The sequence below is a fragment of the Rhodococcus sp. OAS809 genome, from assembly GCF_040546695.1.
Taxonomy (GTDB): domain Bacteria; phylum Actinomycetota; class Actinomycetes; order Mycobacteriales; family Mycobacteriaceae; genus Rhodococcus_F; species Rhodococcus_F qingshengii.
In genome coordinates this window covers 2,712,657-2,731,632 of record NZ_JBEPOI010000002.1, presented here as the reverse complement: position 1 = coordinate 2,731,632, position 18,976 = coordinate 2,712,657, and the positions used below count along the sequence as shown (strand labels likewise).

At 62.2% G+C, this 18,976-nt stretch carries 17 protein-coding genes; 12 read left to right on the top strand and 5 right to left on the bottom strand.

Translation table 11 applies throughout. The features are described from left to right. Position 1: 1 nt before the first annotated feature. The 3 genes from ABIE52_RS15790 to ABIE52_RS15780 are packed head-to-tail and all read right to left on the bottom strand — an operon-like array spanning position 2 to position 2,624. Positions 2-1,201 (bottom strand): acetyl-CoA C-acetyltransferase, encoded by a 1,200-nt coding sequence (locus ABIE52_RS15790; RefSeq protein WP_192712023.1) that lies wholly within the window; start codon positions 1,199-1,201, stop codon positions 2-4. Next, positions 1,198-1,860: a 3-oxoacid CoA-transferase subunit B gene (locus ABIE52_RS15785; protein ID WP_007726396.1), complete on the bottom strand. Its 663-nt coding sequence runs from the start codon at positions 1,858-1,860 to the stop codon at positions 1,198-1,200. The genes ABIE52_RS15790 and ABIE52_RS15785 overlap by 4 nt, the downstream gene beginning before the upstream one ends. After that, positions 1,857-2,624, bottom strand: a complete 768-nt coding sequence (locus ABIE52_RS15780) for a CoA transferase subunit A (RefSeq protein WP_179090791.1) — start codon at positions 2,622-2,624, stop codon at positions 1,857-1,859. The genes ABIE52_RS15785 and ABIE52_RS15780 overlap by 4 nt, the downstream gene beginning before the upstream one ends. A 167-nt stretch (positions 2,625-2,791) precedes the next feature. Here ABIE52_RS15780 and ABIE52_RS15775 point away from each other — a divergent pair, with 167 nt between their 5' ends. Further along, positions 2,792-3,571, top strand: coding sequence for an IclR family transcriptional regulator (locus ABIE52_RS15775; protein ID WP_192712024.1), 780 nt, complete (start codon positions 2,792-2,794; stop codon positions 3,569-3,571). A 17-nt stretch (positions 3,572-3,588) separates the two neighbouring features. Here the strand turns inward: ABIE52_RS15775 and ABIE52_RS15770 are convergent, their stop codons facing one another. After that, positions 3,589-4,170 carry a helix-turn-helix domain-containing protein gene (locus ABIE52_RS15770; RefSeq protein WP_042453490.1) on the bottom strand — a complete coding sequence of 194 codons (582 nt, stop codon included), beginning with the start codon at positions 4,168-4,170 and terminating at the stop codon, positions 3,589-3,591. 112 nt (positions 4,171-4,282) lie between these two features. Here ABIE52_RS15770 and ABIE52_RS15765 point away from each other — a divergent pair, with 112 nt between their 5' ends. From ABIE52_RS15765 to ABIE52_RS15720, 10 genes are all read left to right on the top strand, one after another. Next, entirely contained in the window at positions 4,283-5,686 is a 1,404-nt protein-coding gene (locus tag ABIE52_RS15765) for an MFS transporter (RefSeq protein ID WP_042452402.1), read from the top strand. A 109-nt stretch (positions 5,687-5,795) separates the two neighbouring features. Then, positions 5,796-7,703 (top strand): alkyl/aryl-sulfatase, encoded by a 1,908-nt coding sequence (locus ABIE52_RS15760; protein WP_042452401.1) that lies wholly within the window; start codon positions 5,796-5,798, stop codon positions 7,701-7,703. A 17-nt stretch (positions 7,704-7,720) separates the two neighbouring features. Continuing rightward, positions 7,721-8,701: a linear amide C-N hydrolase gene (locus ABIE52_RS15755; RefSeq protein ID WP_042452399.1), complete on the top strand. Its 981-nt coding sequence runs from the start codon at positions 7,721-7,723 to the stop codon at positions 8,699-8,701. Positions 8,702-8,805: 104 nt separating this feature from the next. Further along, a complete protein-coding gene (locus ABIE52_RS15750) occupies positions 8,806-10,137 on the top strand; it encodes an MFS transporter (protein ID WP_042452397.1) in 1,332 nt (443 codons plus the stop codon). Between the two features lie 46 nt (positions 10,138-10,183). Further along, positions 10,184-11,380, top strand: a complete 1,197-nt coding sequence (locus ABIE52_RS15745; RefSeq protein WP_007726417.1) for an anhydro-N-acetylmuramic acid kinase — start codon at positions 10,184-10,186, stop codon at positions 11,378-11,380. Next, positions 11,377-12,252 (top strand): MurR/RpiR family transcriptional regulator, encoded by an 876-nt coding sequence (locus ABIE52_RS15740; RefSeq protein WP_047269009.1) that lies wholly within the window; start codon positions 11,377-11,379, stop codon positions 12,250-12,252. The genes ABIE52_RS15745 and ABIE52_RS15740 overlap by 4 nt, the downstream gene beginning before the upstream one ends. A 123-nt stretch (positions 12,253-12,375) precedes the next feature. Continuing rightward, on the top strand, positions 12,376-13,293 hold the full coding sequence (gene murQ, locus ABIE52_RS15735) for an N-acetylmuramic acid 6-phosphate etherase (protein WP_047269010.1): 918 nt from the start codon (positions 12,376-12,378) through the stop codon (positions 13,291-13,293). Beyond that, the gene (gene nagB, locus ABIE52_RS15730) at positions 13,294-14,073 is read left to right on the top strand and encodes a glucosamine-6-phosphate deaminase (RefSeq protein ID WP_003941456.1); all 780 of its coding nucleotides are present in this window, start codon (positions 13,294-13,296) and stop codon (positions 14,071-14,073) included. Between the two features lie 60 nt (positions 14,074-14,133). Then, complete coding sequence (locus ABIE52_RS15725; RefSeq protein WP_081557466.1) at positions 14,134-15,549, top strand: FAD-dependent oxidoreductase; 1,416 nt, start codon at positions 14,134-14,136, stop codon at positions 15,547-15,549. A gap of 86 nt (positions 15,550-15,635) precedes the next feature. Then, the gene (locus ABIE52_RS15720) at positions 15,636-17,933 is read left to right on the top strand and encodes a serine/threonine-protein kinase (RefSeq protein ID WP_192712025.1); all 2,298 of its coding nucleotides are present in this window, start codon (positions 15,636-15,638) and stop codon (positions 17,931-17,933) included. A 28-nt stretch (positions 17,934-17,961) separates the two neighbouring features. Here the strand turns inward: ABIE52_RS15720 and ABIE52_RS15715 are convergent, their stop codons facing one another. Beyond that, the gene (locus ABIE52_RS15715) at positions 17,962-18,270 is read right to left on the bottom strand and encodes an amphi-Trp domain-containing protein (protein ID WP_192712026.1); all 309 of its coding nucleotides are present in this window, start codon (positions 18,268-18,270) and stop codon (positions 17,962-17,964) included. A 249-nt stretch (positions 18,271-18,519) separates the two neighbouring features. Between ABIE52_RS15715 and ABIE52_RS15710 the strand changes: the two genes are divergently transcribed. Further along, on the top strand, positions 18,520-18,963 hold the full coding sequence (locus tag ABIE52_RS15710) for a Fur family transcriptional regulator (protein WP_192712027.1): 444 nt from the start codon (positions 18,520-18,522) through the stop codon (positions 18,961-18,963). The last annotated feature ends 13 nt before the right edge of the window (positions 18,964-18,976 follow it).

Below are 18,976 nucleotides of genomic sequence, written 5' to 3'. Positions count from 1 at the left end.
ATCAGGCCTTGGGGACGCGGATGATGAGTGCGTCGCCTTGTCCGCCGCCGCCGCAGAGTGCGGCTGCGCCGATGCCGCCGCCGCGGCGTTGCAGTTCGAGGGCGAGGTGCAGGGCGATGCGGGCGCCGGACATGCCGAGGGGGTGGCCGACGGCGATGGCGCCGCCGTTGACGTTGACCTTGGCGGGGTCGAGGCCGAGTTCGCGGGTGGAGGCGATCCCGACGGCGGCGAATGCTTCGTTGATTTCGACGAGGTCGAGGTCGGTGGGGTCGATGCCTTCCTTCGCGCAGGCTTTGGCGATGGCCCGGGCGGGTTGGGACTGGAGGGTGGAGTCGGGTCCGGCGACGACGCCGTGGGCGCCGATTTCCGCGATCCAGGTCAGGCCGAGTTCTTCGGCTTTGGTTTTGCTCATCACCACGACGGCGGCGGCGCCGTCGGAGATCGGGGAGGCGGAGCCGGCGGTGATGGTGCCGTCCTTGCTGAACGCGGGACGCAGTTTGCCGAGGGATTCGGTGGTGGTGTCGGCGCGGATGCCTTCGTCCTGGGCGAAGACGATGGGCTCGCCCTTGCGTTGGGGGATGGAGACGGGGACGACTTCGTTGTCGAAGAGGCCGTCTTTCCAGGCGCGGGCCGCGTTCTGGTGTGAGGCGGCGGCGAAGGCGTCCTGCTCGGCGCGGGTGATGTGGGCGGTTTCTTGTTGGTTGACCTGTTCGGTGAGCAGGCCCATGGCCTGGTCGGTGAAGATGTCGTGGAGGCCGTCGTAGGCCATGTGGTCGCGGAGGGTGACGTCGCCGTATTTGAAGCCTTCGCGGCTTTTTTCGAGCATGTGGGGTGCGCGGGACATCGATTCCTGCCCGCCGGCGACGACGATGTCGAATTCGCCGGCGCGGATGAGTTGGTCGGCGAGGGCGATGGCGTCGATGCCGGAGAGGCACACTTTGTTGATGCTCAGGGCGGGGACGTTCATGGGGATGCCTGCGGCGACGGCGGCTTGGCGGGCGGGCATCTGGCCGGCGCCGGCGGTGAGGACCTGTCCCATGATGACGTAGTCGACCTGTTCGGGTGCGACTGAGGACTTGTCGAGGGCGCCTTTGATGGCGATGCCGCCGAGGTCGGACCCGGAGAGGTCTTTCAACGATCCGAGGAGTCGACCCATCGGGGTACGAGCTCCCGCAACAATCACAGTGGTCGTGTCGGTCATGCCAGTTCAACTTTCAGTTCGGTGCCGGTTGCGGCGACTACGTCTTCGACGCTGACATCGGGGGCGAGTTCACGCAGGACGAGTGGACCTTCTTCGCTCACGTCGATGACGGCGAGGTTGGTGATGATCCGATTCACCACGCCCTGGCCGGTCAGGGGCAGGGTGCACGCGTCGACGATCTTGGGGTTGCCGTCGCGGTCGTTGTGCTCCATGACGACGATGACACGCCGGGCACCGTGGACGAGGTCCATTGCGCCGCCCATGCCCTTGACCATCTTGCCGGGGACCATCCAGTTTGCGAGGTCACCCGTCTTCGACACCTGCATACCGCCGAGGACTGCGGTGTCGATGTGGCCGCCGCGGATCATCCCGAACGAGAGGGCCGAATCAAAATATGCCGCACCGGGGTTGACGGTCACGGTCTCTTTGCCGGCGTTGATGAGGTCAGGATCGACGTTGTCCTCGGTGGGATACGGTCCGGTGCCGAGAATTCCGTTCTCCGAGTGCAGGACCACACGAACGTCCGAGCCCAGGTATCCGGGAATCAGTGTGGGAAGGCCGATTCCGAGATTGACGTACTCCCCGTCGATCATCTCTGCAGCCGCCCGCGCTGCCATCTGCTGGCGCGTCCAACCCGTCACTGTCACTGGTGCGGTCATCGTGAGGTTCCTTCCGAAGCGCTGACGGTTCGCTTTTCGATTCGCTTGTTCTGAGGGCCGGTGTGGACTACGCGCTGGACGAAGACCCCAGGTAGATGCACCGATGCCGGGTCGATTTCACCGGGCTCGACCAGACGTTCCACCTGCGCGATGGTGACCCGTCCCGCCATCGCGGCGAGCGGGTTGAAGTTCATCGCGGTCTTGTCGAACACGAGGTTGCCGTCGGTGTCTCCGAGAACAGCGTGCACGAGTGCGTAGTCGGCGTTGATCGCCTCTTCCATTACGTAACGCTTGGTTCCGAAGACGCGAGTCTCCTTCGGAGGCGATGCAATAGCGATCGAGCCGTCGGCGTCGTAGCGCCATGGCATTCCGCCGTCGGAGATGGGGCTACCCACTCCGGCCGGTGTGAAGAATGCGGGGATTCCGGTTCCGCCGGCGCGCAGACGCTCGGCGAGCGTTCCCTGCGGCGTCAGTTCCACTTCGAGTTCGCCGGCCAGGTACTGCCGGGCGAACTCCTTGTTCTCGCCGACGTACGACGCGGTCACTCGTCGGATACGGCCGGCGCTCAGCAAGATTCCGAGACCGTGATCGTCGACGCCGCAGTTGTTGGAGAACACCTCGAGGTGGGTTGCACTCGTAGCTGCGATCGCGTCGATCAACACGTCGGGGATGCCGCACAAGCCGAATCCGCCGACGGCCAGCGTTGCGCCGTCGACGATGTCGGCGACCGCCTCCGCTGCGGACTCGTACACCTTTGCTGTCATGTTCTCTCCCTGCCAAGCGTTCATTGAGTAGACACTCACTCACTTCGATATCCAGTGAACTATCTCCAGTTCACAGGTTCAAGGAATCTCGAACATCAACCGAGAACTGATCGACTACTGATCGTCTGAAGGAATTTCGTTCATTGAATGGACGCTAGGATGGCTGCATGCCAACTCACGGGCAATCGCCGGCCGTGGTCGCGCGGGTGGCTGCACTTCTGCGAGCCCTCGGCGCGTCCGAACCAACGGGCACTTCCACCACGGAATTGGGCAAGGTCACCGGCCTCGCTCGGCCCACTGCGCACCGACTGCTCACGTCCCTGGCTGCCGAAGGACTGGTCGACCGTGACGCACGAACCGGTCGGTGGTCTCTCGGCCCGGAGTTGTACCTCCTGGGGGCGGCGGCCGGAAATCGGTACGACATCACCGACCGGGCTCGCGACGTCGTCGACGAACTTGCCCGGGTCACGGGGGAGAGCGCCTTCCTGTCGGCACGCCGAGGTGACGAGACCGTCTGCATCCTGAGTCAGGAAGGCAGTTTTCCACTGCGATCTCACGTGCTGCACGAGGGGAAGCGATTCCCGTTGGGGGTCGCGTCGGCGGGGCTTGCCATCTTGAGCCATCTACCGGCGCGGGACGTCGACGACTATTTCGCCCGAGTGAATCTGGAATCGGAATGGGGTGAGATCCACAGTGAGGCATCACTCCGTGAGCGAATCGAGTCGACGCGTGTCACCGGGTACGCGGTCAATCCAGCCCTCATCGTCGAGGGAAGCTGGGGGATGGGTGCCGCGGTGTTCGATCGCAACGGTCGCCCGGCCTGGGCGCTGAGCCTGACCGGAGTGGAAACACGCTTCCGGCCCGCGCGTCATGCCGAGTTGGGAACGCTACTCCTCGAGTATGCTCATACGTTGTCGAACCGACTGAAAACACATGCAGTGAACTAGCTTTCGATAAACACGCTTTAGGCAGGAGCGTTCTTTACCTTCGTGCGCACGTGTGCCTTCTCGCCTTGCGGGCCGAACAGGTGCAAGATCTCCACCACCTGTTCATCGGCAGGCCCGAACCAATGGGGCTCGGCAGTGTCGAACTCCGCGACTTCCCCGGGGTGCAGGACAACCTCGTTCGCCCCCAGGATGAGACGCAGATCCCCGGCGAGGACGTAGAGCCATTCGTAGCCGGCGTGGGTGACGAGCTTCGGTGGACGCGGCCCGATCACCTGCTTGAAGACCTGCACTCGGCCGGGATAGCGCGTCAACGGAACGACGGCACTGCCGTTCTTGCGTCGGCTCGGGGTGAGATGGACCCGAGGATCGCCCGTAGCGGGGGCGCCGACGAGTTGGTCCAGCGCGACCCGGTGCGCTCGGGCAAGCGGCAACAGCAGATCGAGGGTGGGACGACGCTTACCCGATTCGAGGCGTGAGAGTGCGCTGACGGAGATGCCGGTGGCTTCGGACAGGCCCTCGAGGGTCAATCCGCGATCGCGTCGGAGCGTGCGCAGTCTCGGTCCGATATCGGTGATCAACTGCTCGAATTCAGCATCCATGCCGTCCATCTTTGCAGTTTCCGCAAAATTTCTACCGGCTTCGGACGCTGGAGAGCAACGATCCTTTCGACAGTCGAGTACGGCAGAGCACTTCGAGAGATGGAGTCCGACCATGAAACCTTCGAGCGGGATCGAACCGCAAGTGATCGGACTCGATGCAGGGCGGCGATGGGGCATCCTGGCGATCTGCTGCACGAGCCTGTTCGTCGTCGGGTTGGACACCACCATCGTCAACGTGGCCCTGCCGACGATCGGTGAGGGATTTCGCGTCGGAACCCGTGGTCTGGAATGGGTCGTCAACGCATACACACTCGTCCTGGCGAGCTTGCTGATCTCGTCCGGAGCAGTGGCCGATCGTTTCGGCAGGAGACGAGTCTTTCAGATCGGGCTCGTCGTCTTCGGGGTGGCGTCGATTGCCTGCGCGCTCGCTCCGTCCGTCGAGATGTTGATCGCGGCGCGGATCGTCCAAGGCGTCGGCGGGTCGATGCTCAGTCCGGTTGCCTTGGCGATCGTCGTCAACGTGATGACCGACCCGAAGGAGCGGGCCAAGGCAATCGGGGTGTGGGCCGCGGTCTTCGGCCTGAGTATGGCGGCAGGGCCGATCGTCGGCGGCGTGCTCATCGAAAGTTTCGGCTGGCGATCGGTTTTCTGGATCAACGTGCCGGTGATCTTGGCCGTGCTCGTCTTGACTGCTGTGTTTGTTCCGGAGTCCCGAGCGCAGCAGTCGCGACGACTCGATCTTCCCGGTCAGTTGCTACTGGTGATTCTTGTCGGCGGGGCGGTTGCCCTTCTGATCGAGGGTCCGCGAATCGGATGGTTCTCTGCCGCGGCGACGGCAGGGTATGTCGTTGTTGCTGCAGCGTTGGCCGCATTCATCCGCGTCGAATCACGCAAGCGCGAGCCACTGATGGATCTCGCACTCTTCCGCCGCAGACCGTTCTCGTCGGCTGTGGTCGGCGCTGTCGTGGTGTTCGTGGCGTTGAACGCGACGCTACTGCTCGGCACGTTCTACTTGCAGCACTCCCGCGGTATGAGTCCGGCCCTGGCCGGCGCGATCACCCTCCCGATGGCTGTTGCGGCAACGGTCTGCGCGCCGTTGTCCGGAATACTCGTCGGACGCTTCGGCCCGCGGCGACCGCTGCTGATCGCCGGTAGTTTCACGACGCTCGGTGGACTGTGCCTGGTCTCGCTCGACAACAACACGGCGATTCCGATGCTCTTGGCCGCTTACCTGTTCCTCGGTATCGGATTCGGGTTCTCGAATGCCCCGATCACCAACACCGCCGTCAACGGGTTGCCGAGATCGCAGGCGGGGCTTGCTGGTGGAATAACCTCCAGTGCACGCCAATTCGGTGCTGCTCTCGGTGTTGCGCTGGCCGGTGGCATTATCGGCGGCAGTGCACCGGTAGACGTCGCACAGGCATCGAGGCTGGGATGGATCCTGGTTGCCGGATGTGGGATCGCGGTCCTGGTGATTGCACTCGCATCCCGGAATTCCGAGGAACTCCCCGGCTGATCACCTCGCGTGTTCGTGGGAGCTTCACCCTGCGCGGGTGATTCCAAGCGCGTGCCCAACCGATACAGATGATGGGGTATCAGATCGTCGTATCCGAGCGGGGAGTGCCATGTGCCAGACACCTAAGGACGCAACACCGGCCACAGTCACGGCGAATCGCGAGGCAGTCGCACGGTATGCCATGGACGACCGGCAGGATTTTGCCGACGCGGATCGAGGGTTGATCGCTCCGTTGCCGGGCAAGGTTGTCGCCGATGACGGGCATACGGTCTTCGATCCTGATGCGATGGCATACCTCGGTGACGATGTTGCCGCGCCGGAGACAGTCAATCCGAGCCTGTGGCGTCAAGGACAACTGATGCGCCGAGGTGGTCTGTATCAGGTGACGGATCGCCTTTACCAGGTACGGAACAACGACCTGGCAAATTTGACGGTTGTCGAAGGTGGCGAGGGACTGATCGTCATCGACTGTATGGCGGGGGTCGAATCGGCGCGCCAGGGTATGAAGATGATTCGTGAGCACGTCAGCGACAAGCCAGTTTCGGCGATCATCTACACGCACACCCACATCGACCACTACGGCGGAGTCAAAGGGATCGTCGATCTGGACGACGTGACGTCCGGGCGAGTTCCGATCATCGCACCGGGCACGATCGCGTCGTTCGACAAGTTCGCGATCGGGGAAAACGTCGTCGCCGGAAATGCCATGGCGAGACGGTCCTTCTACGCCTTCGGTGGATTGCTCGATCTCGATGCCAAAGGGATGGTTACCTGCGGCATCGGCACGATCAGCACGAAAGGTCCACTTGTCTCGTATATTTCCCCCACTGACAGCATCACGGAGACCGGAACGAAGCGTGAGATAGCCGGTCTGGAATTCGAGTTCCTCTACGCGCCGGATACCGAGGCCCCGGAGGAAATGCACATCTGGATCCCAGAACTCGCCGCGCTGACCTGTGCGGAGAACGCCAATCATTCGCTCCACAACATCCAGACCTTAAGAGGTGCGCGCACTCGCGACGCTCGGAACTTCGCGCGGTATCTGGACGAGACTCTCGAACGGTGGGGAGACGACGCGGCTGTTCACTACGGACCGCACACGTGGCCGGTGTGGGGTAACGAGAACCTGGTGCCGTTCATCGAATCGCAAAGGGACACTTACAAGTACATTCACGACCAGGCACTCCGTCTCGCGAACAAGGGGTACACGCCGCTCGAAGCTGCCGAGGTGATCGAACTACCGGACGAACTCGGGCGCAAGTGGTACAACCGCGGATATCACGGCACTCTGCACCACGACGTTCGCGCCGTGTACACCAAGGAACTGGGAATGTGGGACGGCGATCCGGTGTCGCTTCATCCTCATCCGCCGGTCGAATCGGCGAAGAGGTTCGTCGATCTCCTTGGCGCGCAGAAGATCCTGGACGAGGGTAAGCGGGCATTCGACGCCGCGGACTACCGATGGGCGGCAGAGATCCTGCACAAGTTGGTGTTCGCGCAACCGGAGAACGCCGAAGCGAGGAACCTGCAAGCCGACGTCTACGAGCAGATGGGCTATCAAGCCGAAGGGCCGCAGTGGCGTGGGATCTATCTCTCGGCCGCGTTGGAACTACGCGAGGGCGCCCAGCCTGCCCCGTACGTCACGGCAAGTCAGGACAGTGTCCTCGCGATGCCCATCGACATCCTCTTCGACTTCGTTGCAATACATCTCATCGGCGACAAGGCCACCGACGCGGAACTGCGGATCGATTTCGTGTTCACCGATCGCGGCGACGAGGCATGGACTGCGTGGGTCAAGCGCGGTGTCCTCAATGCACGTAAGGGTGCGTCACCGAACACACAACTGACGGTCTCGGGCCCGAAGGCGGCGCTCGTGGGAGCGCTTCTGCAACCGGGCGCGGCCGCCGAACTGGCCAAGGCCGGGCAGATTTCGCTCGACGGAGACGAATCAGCGCTCGAGACGCTGGGAGGGTTGCTCGATACCTTCGATCCCAGTTTCAATATCGTCACGCCGTAACGAAGGGATAGCTTTCGATGTGTACACGCTTGGTCTACTTGGGGCCCAACGACACTGTGATCACTGCTCGATCGATGGATTGGAAGGTCGACCTCGGAACAAACCTCTGGGCATTCCCGCGCGGCATGACCAGAGAGGGCTGTGCAGGTCCGAACTCGATACAGTGGACGTCGAAATACGGAAGTGTTGTCGCGACGGCCTACGACATGTGCACGACCGACGGGGTCAACGAGGCTGGGCTGTCTGCCAATCTCTTGTGGTTGGTCGAGTCCGAGTACCCGACGTATGACGGTTCGACCCCGGGATTGTCGATCGCGGCGTGGGCGCAATACGTCCTGGATCGCTTTGCGACAGTTCAGGAAGCGGTCGAAGTACTCGCGTCGGAACCGTTCACGGTAGTGACCGCTGCCGTTCCCGGCGAAGACCGCCTCGCAACGCTGCACATGTCGCTCTCGGACGCCGGGGGAGACAGCGCGATCATCGAGTACGTCGGTGGACGCCCGACGATTCATCACAGCCGTGAGTACCAGGTGATGACCAATTCGCCGATCTTCGATCAGCAACTCGCCGTCAACGAGTACTGGAAGCAGATCAACGGGACCGTCATGCTGCCCGGAACAAACCGTGCCGCTGACAGATTCGCTCGGGCGTCGTTCTATGTCGATGCGATACCGCAGACGGACGATCCGCGGGCGGCGTTGGCATCCACCTTCAGTGTTATTCGGAATGTGTCGGTGCCCCTGGGTATTTCGACTCCCGATGAGCCCAACATTTCATCGACCCGTTGGCGCACCGTCGTCGATCACAAACGCACGCTCTATTTCTTCGAGTCGGCGATGACGCCCAATACCTTCTGGGTGGACGTGGCGTCGATGGATCTCGCGGAAGGGACACCCGTCCGAAGGCTCGGACTCGGACCGAACGAGAGCACCGTCTATTCCGGTGACTCCACTGACCAGTTCGAACGGGCGGAGGCATTCACGTTCGCGGGAGCATAAGGCTTCGGGGCGTAGTAAAAATCCAATCGTGAAACTTCTTGACATTTCTACTCCGTTCAGATGAAACTTTGTTGCATATTCGGGTTTCGTCAACGGAGGACGGCATGGGCATCACAGTGCAGACACGGAACGATGGTGCGCAGCTCAAACGGCGCAGGGCGCTCGTCGCCGGCTCCGTCGGAAATTTCATCGAGTGGTACGAGTTCGGTGTGTACGGGTTCTTCGCGACAATCATCGCGTCGAACTTCTTCAGCGCCGACGGTTCCGGCGACCTCGAAAGCCTGATCAAGACGTATGCGTCGTTTGCGTTGGCGTTTTTCTTCCGCCCAGTGGGGGCCGCGCTGTTCGGTCGACTCGGTGACCGCATCGGCCGACGTCCCACCCTGGTGATCGTTCTTCTGCTGATGTCGGCTGCGACGACCCTGATCGGTGTGCTCCCCACCTACGAGAGCGTCGGAATTCTGGCACCGCTTCTCTTGACGGTCCTTCGAATTCTGCAGGGATTGTCGGCCGGTGGTGAGTTCGGCGGTGCGGTGTCGGTGATGACCGAGTTCGCTCCGCCCGGACGACGTGGGCTGTACGGCTCGTGGCAGTCGTTCACCGTCGCACTCGGACTGCTCGCCGGTGCGGGTATCGCAGCACTCCTCGCCACTGTCCTCGACCCGTCACAGCTCGGTGACTGGGGCTGGCGTATCCCGTTCCTCCTTGCACTGCCGATGGGGCTGGTTGCCCTGTGGCTCAGGCTCCGGCTCGAAGAAACGCCGTCGTTCGAGCGTGCTCGATCAGTCCAGTCCGAACCGACAGCTGATGCGCCGGCGCCGGTAGTGCAGCCGACTGTCGGAGAGACGGCCAGGGCGATTCTGCTCGGAATCGGGCGGTTGATGGGGTGGTCTGCTGCCGGTTACACGTTCCTCGTCGTGATGCCGACTTATCTTCAGAGTTCGCTCAACGCGACTTTTCATCAGGCACTTGTTGCTTCCGTGCTCGCCAATGCGGGCTTCGCGGTGACCATTCCGATCGCGGGTGGACTCAGCGATCGCATCGGACGACGCGCGGTCATGCTCACCGGCACCGTGATAATTCTGGTCTTGGCTCTGCCGCTGCTCAACGTCCTGCAGAACGAGCAGACGTCTTTGACAGCCAAGGGATTTGCAGTGTTTGCCGCCGGCGCCGCAGTGGGACTTGTTGCCGGACCCGGACCCGCCATGCTCTCCGAGATGTTCCCCACCTCGGTTCGGTACACCGGATTGGGACTCGCATACTCCCTGTCCAACGCGGTCTTTTCGGGCTGCGCCGGTTTGATCATCACGTGGCTGATCAAGGAAACTTCCAATCTCGATATTCCGGCCTACTTCGTGATGGCAACGTGCGCCGTCAGTGCGATCGCCTTGAGTACCTTGCGAGGAAATGCCCACAAGCGGGCACTCGTCGACTGACCGCAGCTTTTCCGAATGCCGAAACGATCCGAGTAAGGGATATTTCATGAGAGTCATCGGCCTGATGTCCGGTACTTCGTACGACGCTATCGATGCTGCCGCAGCAGACATCCGGATCGACGGGGACACTCTTGTGCTCACCCCACTGGGCATGGTCAGCGAACCGTATTCCGGTGAGTTGCGGGCTGCGGTGGCGGCTGCGGTCCCGCCGGCGTCCACCACTGTCGGTCAGATCTGCCAACTTGACACCGAGATCGGACAGGCATTTGCGGCCGTCGCTGCGCGGGCGAACGAGGAACTGTGCGGTGGCAGTGCGGAATTGATCTCCTCACATGGTCAGACGATGTTCCACTGGGTCGAAGGAGCGCAAGTAAAAGGCACTCTCCAGCTCGGGCAGCCGGCCTGGATAGCCGAGAAGACCGGATGCACGGTCGTGTCGGACCTGCGCTCTCGCGACGTGGCGACGGGTGGTCAGGGCGCACCACTTGTCAGCGCATTCGACGTATTGTGGCTCAACGGAAGAACTTCGGGTTCCGTCGCGCTCAATCTCGGTGGCATCGCGAACGTCACTGCTCCGGGTGGCGTCCCGACATCGACGGCAGATGGTGCCGCAGTACCGATTGCCTTCGACACCGGCCCCGCAAATGCGCTGATCGACGCTGCGGTAAGCGAATTCACCGCGGGGGAGCAGTGGTTCGATCTCGGAGGTGCTCTGGGCGCAGCGGGCACACCGAACGTCGATCTGCTCGCACAACTACTGAGCGAACCGTATTACGCGCAGCCCGCTCCCAAGAGCACAGGCAAGGAATTGTTCCATCGGGACTACCTGCTCGCCGCACTGCGGGGCTACGAGTCGTTGTCTCTGGCCGACATCGTCGCGACACTGACTGCACTGACCGCCCGGACCGTCGCCGATTCCGTCAAAGCGCTGGCGGCTACCGAAGTGGTGGTGTCAGGCGGTGGCACCAAGAACCCGACGTTGATGGCGATGCTCCGTGACGAACTGGGCGACATCGCGCTTGTCTCTTCGGACGAGCTCGGCGTCACTTCCGACATCAAGGAAGCATTGGCTTTCGCGGTTCTCGGCTATCTCACCGCACACGGATTGCCTGGAAGCATCGCTTCGTGCACCGGTGCGCGTCACGCCAGTGTGCTCGGATCTCTGACGCCAGGAAGCCGTGGGCTGCCTAGAATCACATCGGTGCCGTCAGCTCCGAAAACGATGCGAATCGAGGCGTTATGACTTTGGACCGGAGTGCTCCGGCGTCCGTCGACCTGCTTGCTCGTATTCGTGCATCACTGAGTAGCCTCTCGCCTGCCGAGCTGCGGATCGCCGAAATCATCGAAGCCGACCCCAGTCTGGCCTCCACCCTGACGGTCAACGACCTCGCCGAACGAGCGTCGACAAGCACGGCGACAGTGGTCCGCACAGCCAAACGACTCGGTTTCGAGGGTTATCCACAGCTTCGTCTCGCGCTGGCGGCGATCAGCGGGTCCGGTACAGAGAACACGATTCCGCTCGGTGTGGACATCGTTGCTGCCGACTCGGCCGGTGAGGTGATGGCAAAGCTCGCCGAGTTCGAATCCGAACAACTCAAGGGCACGGCGCAATTGACAGATCCTGCTGCGCTCGAAGAAGTTGTGTCCCGGATTCGATCCGCCCGCCGCGTCGAGGTCTACGGCATCGGCGCCTCTGGCATCGTCGCGCAAGACCTCACGTTGAAGCTCTCTCGCATCGACGTCAACTGCCGGGTTCATCTCGACCGAGACGCGGCCATGGTCAGCGCCAGCTTGCTCGGACCGGACGACATCGCAGTGGGGATCTCACATTCGGGTGAGACTTCGGATGTCGTGGAACCACTTGCCCTTGCGCGTCGAACCGGGGCGTCGACGGCTGCGATCACCGGAGGGGTACGATCGACGCTCGCCGTGCAGTCACATCACGTTCTGCTCACTGCCGGTAGAGAATTCGGTTTCCGATCGGCTGCGATGGCAAGCCGCACCGGTCAGCTGTTGGTAGTCGACACAATTTTTGCGATGGTGGCGCACTCGCTGCCCAGCGCACTCTCTGCTCTGCAACGAAGCCATGATGCCATTGCTTCGAAGCGGCACTGACGAGGAGTCGTCGCTGTGAGTACTGACGAGGAGTCGTCGCTGTGAGTACTGACGAGGAGTCGTCGCTGTGAGTACTGACGAGGAGTCGTCGTAATGAATATCGATCGAGGAGGACTCGCCACAATGCAATTGGAAATGCTCTCCACCGAGAGACCCAACCCTCTGACCCGCGATCTCGATGTCATGTCGGTGTCGGGTCTGCTGACGGTGATGAATCAACAGGACGCAATCGTGGCCGGCGCGGTGGCAGCGGTACTACCCGCCATCGAAGCCGCAGTCGACTTGATCGTCGCGGCCCGAGCACAAGGTGGTCGACTGATCTACCTGGGAGCGGGGACAAGTGGGCGTCTGGGAGTTCTCGACGCAGTGGAATGCCCTCCGACGTTCGGGACCGATCCGGGCGAGGTGATCGGCATCATCGCCGGTGGCCCAGGAGCGTTTCTGAACGCCGTCGAGGGGGCAGAGGACGATCCGCGAGCGGCTGGGGTCGATCTCGACGCAATCTCGTTGAACGCCAACGACGTCGTGGTGGGTCTGGCTGCCAGCGGTCGTACCCCCTACGTCATCGGGGGACTCGATCACGCCCGCGAACTCGGCGCTGCAACAGTGGCAGTCTCGTGCAACCGGAACGCGGCAATGAGTTCTCACGCCGGCGTGGCCATCGAAGTGGAGACCGGCCCCGAGATCCTCACCGGATCGACGAGGCTCAAGGCCGGAACTGCGCAGAAGATGGTGTGCAACATGCTCTCCACGGCGAGTATGGTTCGCTCCGGGAAGGCATTCCACAATCTGATGGTCGATCTTCGGCCGACCAATGCCAAGCTTGTCGATCGTGCGAACCGGATCGTCGCGGCAGCCACCGGAGTCGATACCGAGATCGCTGCGGAGACCATCGACGATGCCGATGGTCATGTGAAGGCAGCGGTCGTCATGTTGTTGGCCGAATGCGACTTCGCCGAAGCAACCGAACTGTTGGACCGCGCTTCGGGTTCGGTACGTGAGGCCATCGTCGGAGCCGGCAAGAGCAGTGAGGAAGTCTGAATGGAAATCGTCATAGTTCCCAGTCCTGAGGACGGCGGGCGAATCGCTGCCGATATCGTGTGCGGCGCAATCGAAAACGGAGCGCGGACGCTCGGCCTCGCGACCGGATCGTCACCGCTGCACACGTATCGAGAGCTGATCAAGAGGCATCGAGAATCGGGAGTGTCGTTCGCGGCGATGAGCGCGTATCTTCTCGACGAGTATGTAGGTCTCACGTCCGATCAGCCGCAGTCCTACGCGCACACCATCCGCACGGAACTCGTGGATCACCTCGACATCGACAATGCGCGAGTGTTCAGCCCCGACGGCGGGGCCGCGGATCCCAGTGACGCGGCCCGGCGTTACGACGCTGCCATCGCCGAAAACGGTCCCATCGACGTGCAGATCCTCGGCATCGGCCTGAACGGACACATCGGTTTCAACGAGCCCTCCTCCTCGCTTGCATCGCGCACCCGAGTGAAGACCTTGACCGAGAGGACCCGCGCCGACAATGCACGGTTCTTCGCAGACCCAGCCGACGTACCGCATCATGTGATCACGCAAGGGCTCGGAACCATCAGTGATGCAAGGCATCTCGTCCTGATCGCGGACGGCGCCCGCAAAGCGCCCGCCGTCCGGGCCGCGGTCGAAGGTCCGGTCTCGGCATTCTGCCCGGCGTCGGTGCTGCAGCTGCATCCACACGTGACCGTCATAGTCGACGAGGCAGCTGCCGGCGAACTCCAACTAGCGGACTTCTACCGCTACACAACCGAGCACAAGCCTGCAGAGCAAGGTTACTGAAAAGCGGGCTGCTGAAAGCGGACTTGATCTCCAGCGCAGTTGAGGTCCTAGCCTCGGGGGATGATCAACGCCAGAGGTCCAGCGGTATCCCCGCCTGCGGCGCCCCGATTCTTCTCACCACCGCTCAGTGTCGCGATCGTCGGAGCGGGGCCGGCGGGAATCCACGCCGCCGGCGCTCTCGCCGAACTTGCGCCCGGCACCAAGACAGACGTGTTCGAGCGTCTACCGACGCCGTACGGACTGGTGCGCTACGGTCTCGCACCAGGGCACCCCGAGTCCGAAAAGTTCGCCCATTCTCTGCACACCACGCTGGTCGCGAGTGAGTTCCGGCTGTTCTGCAACGTGGAGATCGGAAAGGACCTTTCCGTCGATGACCTACGTTCGTCCTACGATGCCGTGATCATTGCAACCGGTGCGCCGCGGGATGCACCTCTCGACATTCCCGGCGTCGAGCTTCCAGGTTCTTTCGGTGGCGCCGAGTTTGTCGGTTGGTACAACGATCACCCGGACAGCTCGCCGCAGTGGCCGCTGAACGCGGAATCGGTCGCAGTGATCGGAGGTGGCAACGTCGCACTCGACGTCACCCGTATGCTCCTCGCCGAGGCGCAATCGCTGCAGGCCACGGACGTCTCCGACCAAGTTCGGGAAGGGATCGCCGGCAGTCGAGTTCGCGAAGTACACATCTTTGTCCGGCGCGGACCAGCCGACGCTCGCTTCTCCCCGAACGAGTTGCGCGCTCTCGGTGAACTACCCGGCGTAGATGTTGTCGTCGATTCTGTCGATGTCGTACCGGACCGGCATGTCGAGCGGATGACCAAACAGTTGGTGCACACCCGACTGGCAGTCGAGACACTCCGTGGTTTCGCGGACACTGCGCCTGCCGACCGAACTGCCCAGCGTCGAGTTCACCTGCACTTCTACCGACAGCCCGTGGAGATTCTCGGCAACGGGAAAGTCGAGGCACTCCGCGTCGAGCGGACAGTCCCGGACGGATACGGTCACGTCACCGCTTCGGGTATCTGTACCGACTATCCGGTTCAAGCTGTGTACCGGGCAATCGGATTTCTCGGGACGCCACTTGCCGGGGTGCCTTTCGATCACGGACGCGGCAATGTTGCGCACCAGGGCGGCGCAGCGGTCGACGAGAGCGGCTCGCCGATCGCAGGTTTGTTCGTGACGGGCTGGATGAAGCGAGGTGCCGCCGGGCTGATCGGTGCGGCTCGGCCTGATGCACGCCAAACCGTCGAAACCTTGCTGCGACAGTTGGATTCGGCATACGAGCGTCGAGCCGGCCACGGCCGGATCGCGGAGGTCCTCAGGGCCGGCAGAGTGGTGCCCGTCGATTGGGACGGATGGCTTCGCATCGATGCCGCCGAACGTGCCCTCGGTGTGAAGCATGGGCGTGATCGGATCAAAATCAAAGAGCGCGACGAACTCGTTCGCATCGGCACGGAGTCGGCAGTTCACGCCGAATAGATTCGCTGGGGTCTGGAGTACCACCGGGGTTACGCTGAAGTGAGTCACTCCGATTCATTGTGATCGAGGTGCGGAACAGAAGTGTCATGAATGAACGTGGTGCGCAGGCCAGTGACGCGACAATCGCGAGCGGGCCCCTGACCGAACGGGGCACCGTCACCGAGTTGCGCCCCTCAACGCTGCCGGTGATGCGTGACGGCCAGAACGGTGCAGACGGCCTCGGCCGCCTTGTGGCGGATTGGGAGGAGGGACGAACCCCGTCCGACCTGAGCGACTATCTGCCTGATCCAGCCAAGATTCGTCGGGCGGCGCTGATCGAACTGGTCGGAATCGACATGGAGTACCGCTGGCTGAAAAATGATTGCCCGAAACGGCTCACGGATTACTGTGCCGAGTATCCCGAATTACTCGAAGAACCATTACCGGCCGAGCTCCTGTACGAGGAGTTCCGGCTGCGGAAGCAGGGTGGGGAGGACGTCGCAGCAGCCGAGTACCTCAGCGAGTTTCCCTTGCAGGCAGAGAGTTTCGAGCAGATGTTCGACCGTGATTCGATGGCCGGTCGCGAAGACGTGATGATGTTGGGACTGTCGGGTTTCGACGAGTTCGAAATCGGGCAGCACCTGGACGATTTCGAGCTGGTGTTGGAACTCGGGCACGGCGCATTCGCCCGAGTGTTCCTCGCTCGGCAACTCTCGATGCAGCGGTGGGTTGCGTTGAAAATCTCGCGCAACGTCGGAGTCGAGCCTCAGACTCTCGCCCAGCTCGACCATCCCAACATCGTCCGGGTCTTCGATCAACGGTTGCTCGGGGAACGCGCACTGCGAGTCCTGTTCATGGAATACGTGCCGGGTGGGACCCTGCTCGACGTGGTCAAACTTGTCCGCGTGACACCGCAGGCGCAGCGGTCCGGACAACTACTTCTCGACGCCATCGACAAGACCCTGGCGAAGAAGGGAGAGATGAAGCCCAGCGAGACGAGCCTGAGGAGCGAGATCGCTGCGATGTCGTGGCCGGAGACCGTGGCCTGGATGGGGATGCGACTGGCCGATGCCCTCGAGTATGCGCGTGAGCACGGCGTATTACATCGGGACATCAAGCCGGCGAATGTCCTGCTCAGCGTCGAAGGCATCCCCAAGCTCGCCGACTTCAACGTCAGCTCGAGTGAGGAGGTCTCGACCGAGGACGCTGCATGTTTTGTCGGAGGCTCGCTTGCCTACATGTCTCCGGAGCAATTGGAGGCCTGTGCGGTGGGGGCGCCTGGCACACTCGACACCCGTAGCGACATCTATGCACTGGGCGTGATGTTGTGGGAACTCCTCACCGGGAGTAGGCCTTTCACGGACGACGGTACGGGGGAGAGCCCACCGTCGCCCAAGAAGGCGCTCGAGGCCCGCCGGCGCGGGGTGGATCCCGCAGCCGAGGCACGGCTACCGGACGACTGTCCGCCGGCGCTGCGCCGAGTTCTGGTCAAGTCTCTCTCGCCGGAGAGAGACGGAAGGTGGTCTGGCGGCCGAAAGTTGGCTCGTCAGTTCGCACTGTGTCTGGACCGGTCTGCTCGCAATCTGGTGGACCCACCGGAAGGGAGTCCACGTTCGACGTTGTGGAAGTGGGCGCTGCCGATAGTGCTTGCCGCGATCGGAATTCCGAATCTTCTTGCGGCGGGCTACAACTACTACTACAACAAGATGCTGATCATCTCGGGTCTCTCGCCGCAGGCTCAGCAGCATCTCGAGCAGGTTCATCTGGTCATCGGGGTGGCTGCGTTCTCTCTCGGTGCCGCAGCGATCCTGTATTGGTGTCGGCTTGCACTCACCGTGCCTCACGGACTGCGCAACGGTCAGACGTACAGCGCGGAGGTCTTGAACAAAGCGCGTACTGCGACGCTGAACGTCGGACATCGCGCGGTCGTGATCGCATTCGGTCTGTGGGTTCTGGCCGGTATCGCATATCCGGTCGCATTGCAGATTGCCGCCGGCGGAATTCCGCAGCGGGCCTACGTGCACCTGATGTCGTCGCTGGCGGTGTGCGGCGCCGTCGCAGTCGCGTATCCGTTCTTCATCCTGACGTACTACTCGGTTCGATGTCTGTATCCGATCTTGTTGTCACACGGCGAGTTACGAAGCGACGACGGACGCGATATTCGCTCGTTGGGTCGGAGCAGCACGCGTTACCTCGCAGTCGCGGCGTCGGTTCCACTGGTGGGAATCGCGGGGCTCAGTTTTGTCGGTTCGGGTGCCGGTGAGGAACTCAACGCAACAGTCCGTGCGTTGTGTTTGGGCGGGATCGCCGGATTCATCGTTGTGTATCAACTGTTTCGACGGATCGAAAGTGATCTCCGAGCACTGCTGCGCGTCGTGTCTCTCGAGGTGTCGGCGTCTCCGTAAGTGCCTGACAACCGTGTTCGAGTTCGGCCTATGTGGCAGTGCTCTTGCGTGCTCGGCTGCGACGAACTGCTTTGGTGGGAGGCGGAGACTTCTCTTCCGATTCTTCCTGAGGGTCGTCGCGCCAGTGAATCTCGATTTCTATCTCGACTTCGTTGCCGTCGACTTCGATCTCGAGTTCCCACCGAACCTGTTCCGGAACACTGATTTCGATCGAGTCCCCACCCGACCCCAGCTCCACTTCCGACCCACTGGCGAGGGCTTGGCCGAGGGCGATGAGTCGGTCGGCGACTTCCTGCCGTGAGAGTTCTGACTTCCTCTTGATCTCCAGTTTGGGCACGAGCACTCCTGACCTCGGCGGATTCTCCCTTTCACGGTAGTTGGACGAAGGGGAGATTGTCGGAGTTTGTGGAACCACACAGCAGGACGCGTCGACGCGCAACAAACCTGAAGGCGCTGTTGGGGGCGTGAGAAACAGCGAGGAATCCGGCTCACTTCCAGCACGGACGAATCGGTCGGGAGGGCCCTGTCAGCGATGATTTTCGCGAAAGTCTGGGTTCAGTCCAGAAGATTGCGCAATAGTGGAAAGGTGCCTTCGACGCCGGATTATGCAGCCCAACTGCGTAACGCTGAGCTTCGCGTGACTCGTCCCAGAGTCACGGTGCTCGAGGTTGTGCATGCACGCCCACACGCAGCCACCGAGACTGTCTTCGATGCTGTGCGGGCTGTTCTGCCGGGGGTGTCGCGGCAGGCGGTCTACGACGTGTTGCACGCTCTCACCGGCGCCGGGCTGATACGGCGGATCCAACCGTCCGGATCGGTGGCGCTGTACGAGTCACGCGTCGGCGACAACCATCATCACGTCGTCTGCCGGTCCTGTGGGGTCGTTGCAGATGTCGACTGCGCAGTCGGAGAGGCACCGTGTTTGACGCCGTCGGCGCACAACGGTTTCGTTCTCGACGAAGCCGAGGTCATTTACTGGGGCCTGTGTCCCGACTGCTCGACAACTCAGAGTTTGCGATCACAAACGTGATCGAAGTCCGTTC

Coding starts and splice junctions, on each gene's coding strand:
- ABIE52_RS15790 (WP_192712023.1), bottom strand. CDS start 1,201: ATGACCGACACGACCACTGTGATTGTTGCGGGAGCTCGTACCCCGATG.
- ABIE52_RS15755 (WP_042452399.1), top strand. CDS start 7,721: ATGTGTACACGCTTGGTCTACTTGGGGCCCAACGACACTGTGATCACT.
- ABIE52_RS15750 (WP_042452397.1), top strand. CDS start 8,806: ATGGGCATCACAGTGCAGACACGGAACGATGGTGCGCAGCTCAAACGG.
- nagB (WP_003941456.1), top strand. CDS start 13,294: ATGGAAATCGTCATAGTTCCCAGTCCTGAGGACGGCGGGCGAATCGCT.
- ABIE52_RS15725 (WP_081557466.1), top strand. CDS start 14,134: ATGATCAACGCCAGAGGTCCAGCGGTATCCCCGCCTGCGGCGCCCCGA.
- ABIE52_RS15740 (WP_047269009.1), top strand. CDS start 11,377: ATGACTTTGGACCGGAGTGCTCCGGCGTCCGTCGACCTGCTTGCTCGT.
- ABIE52_RS15785 (WP_007726396.1), bottom strand. CDS start 1,860: ATGACCGCACCAGTGACAGTGACGGGTTGGACGCGCCAGCAGATGGCA.
- murQ (WP_047269010.1), top strand. CDS start 12,376: ATGCAATTGGAAATGCTCTCCACCGAGAGACCCAACCCTCTGACCCGC.
- ABIE52_RS15720 (WP_192712025.1), top strand. CDS start 15,636: ATGAATGAACGTGGTGCGCAGGCCAGTGACGCGACAATCGCGAGCGGG.
- ABIE52_RS15745 (WP_007726417.1), top strand. CDS start 10,184: ATGAGAGTCATCGGCCTGATGTCCGGTACTTCGTACGACGCTATCGAT.
- ABIE52_RS15775 (WP_192712024.1), top strand. CDS start 2,792: ATGCCAACTCACGGGCAATCGCCGGCCGTGGTCGCGCGGGTGGCTGCA.
- ABIE52_RS15765 (WP_042452402.1), top strand. CDS start 4,283: ATGAAACCTTCGAGCGGGATCGAACCGCAAGTGATCGGACTCGATGCA.
- ABIE52_RS15780 (WP_179090791.1), bottom strand. CDS start 2,624: ATGACAGCAAAGGTGTACGAGTCCGCAGCGGAGGCGGTCGCCGACATC.
- ABIE52_RS15770 (WP_042453490.1), bottom strand. CDS start 4,170: ATGGATGCTGAATTCGAGCAGTTGATCACCGATATCGGACCGAGACTG.
- ABIE52_RS15760 (WP_042452401.1), top strand. CDS start 5,796: ATGTGCCAGACACCTAAGGACGCAACACCGGCCACAGTCACGGCGAAT.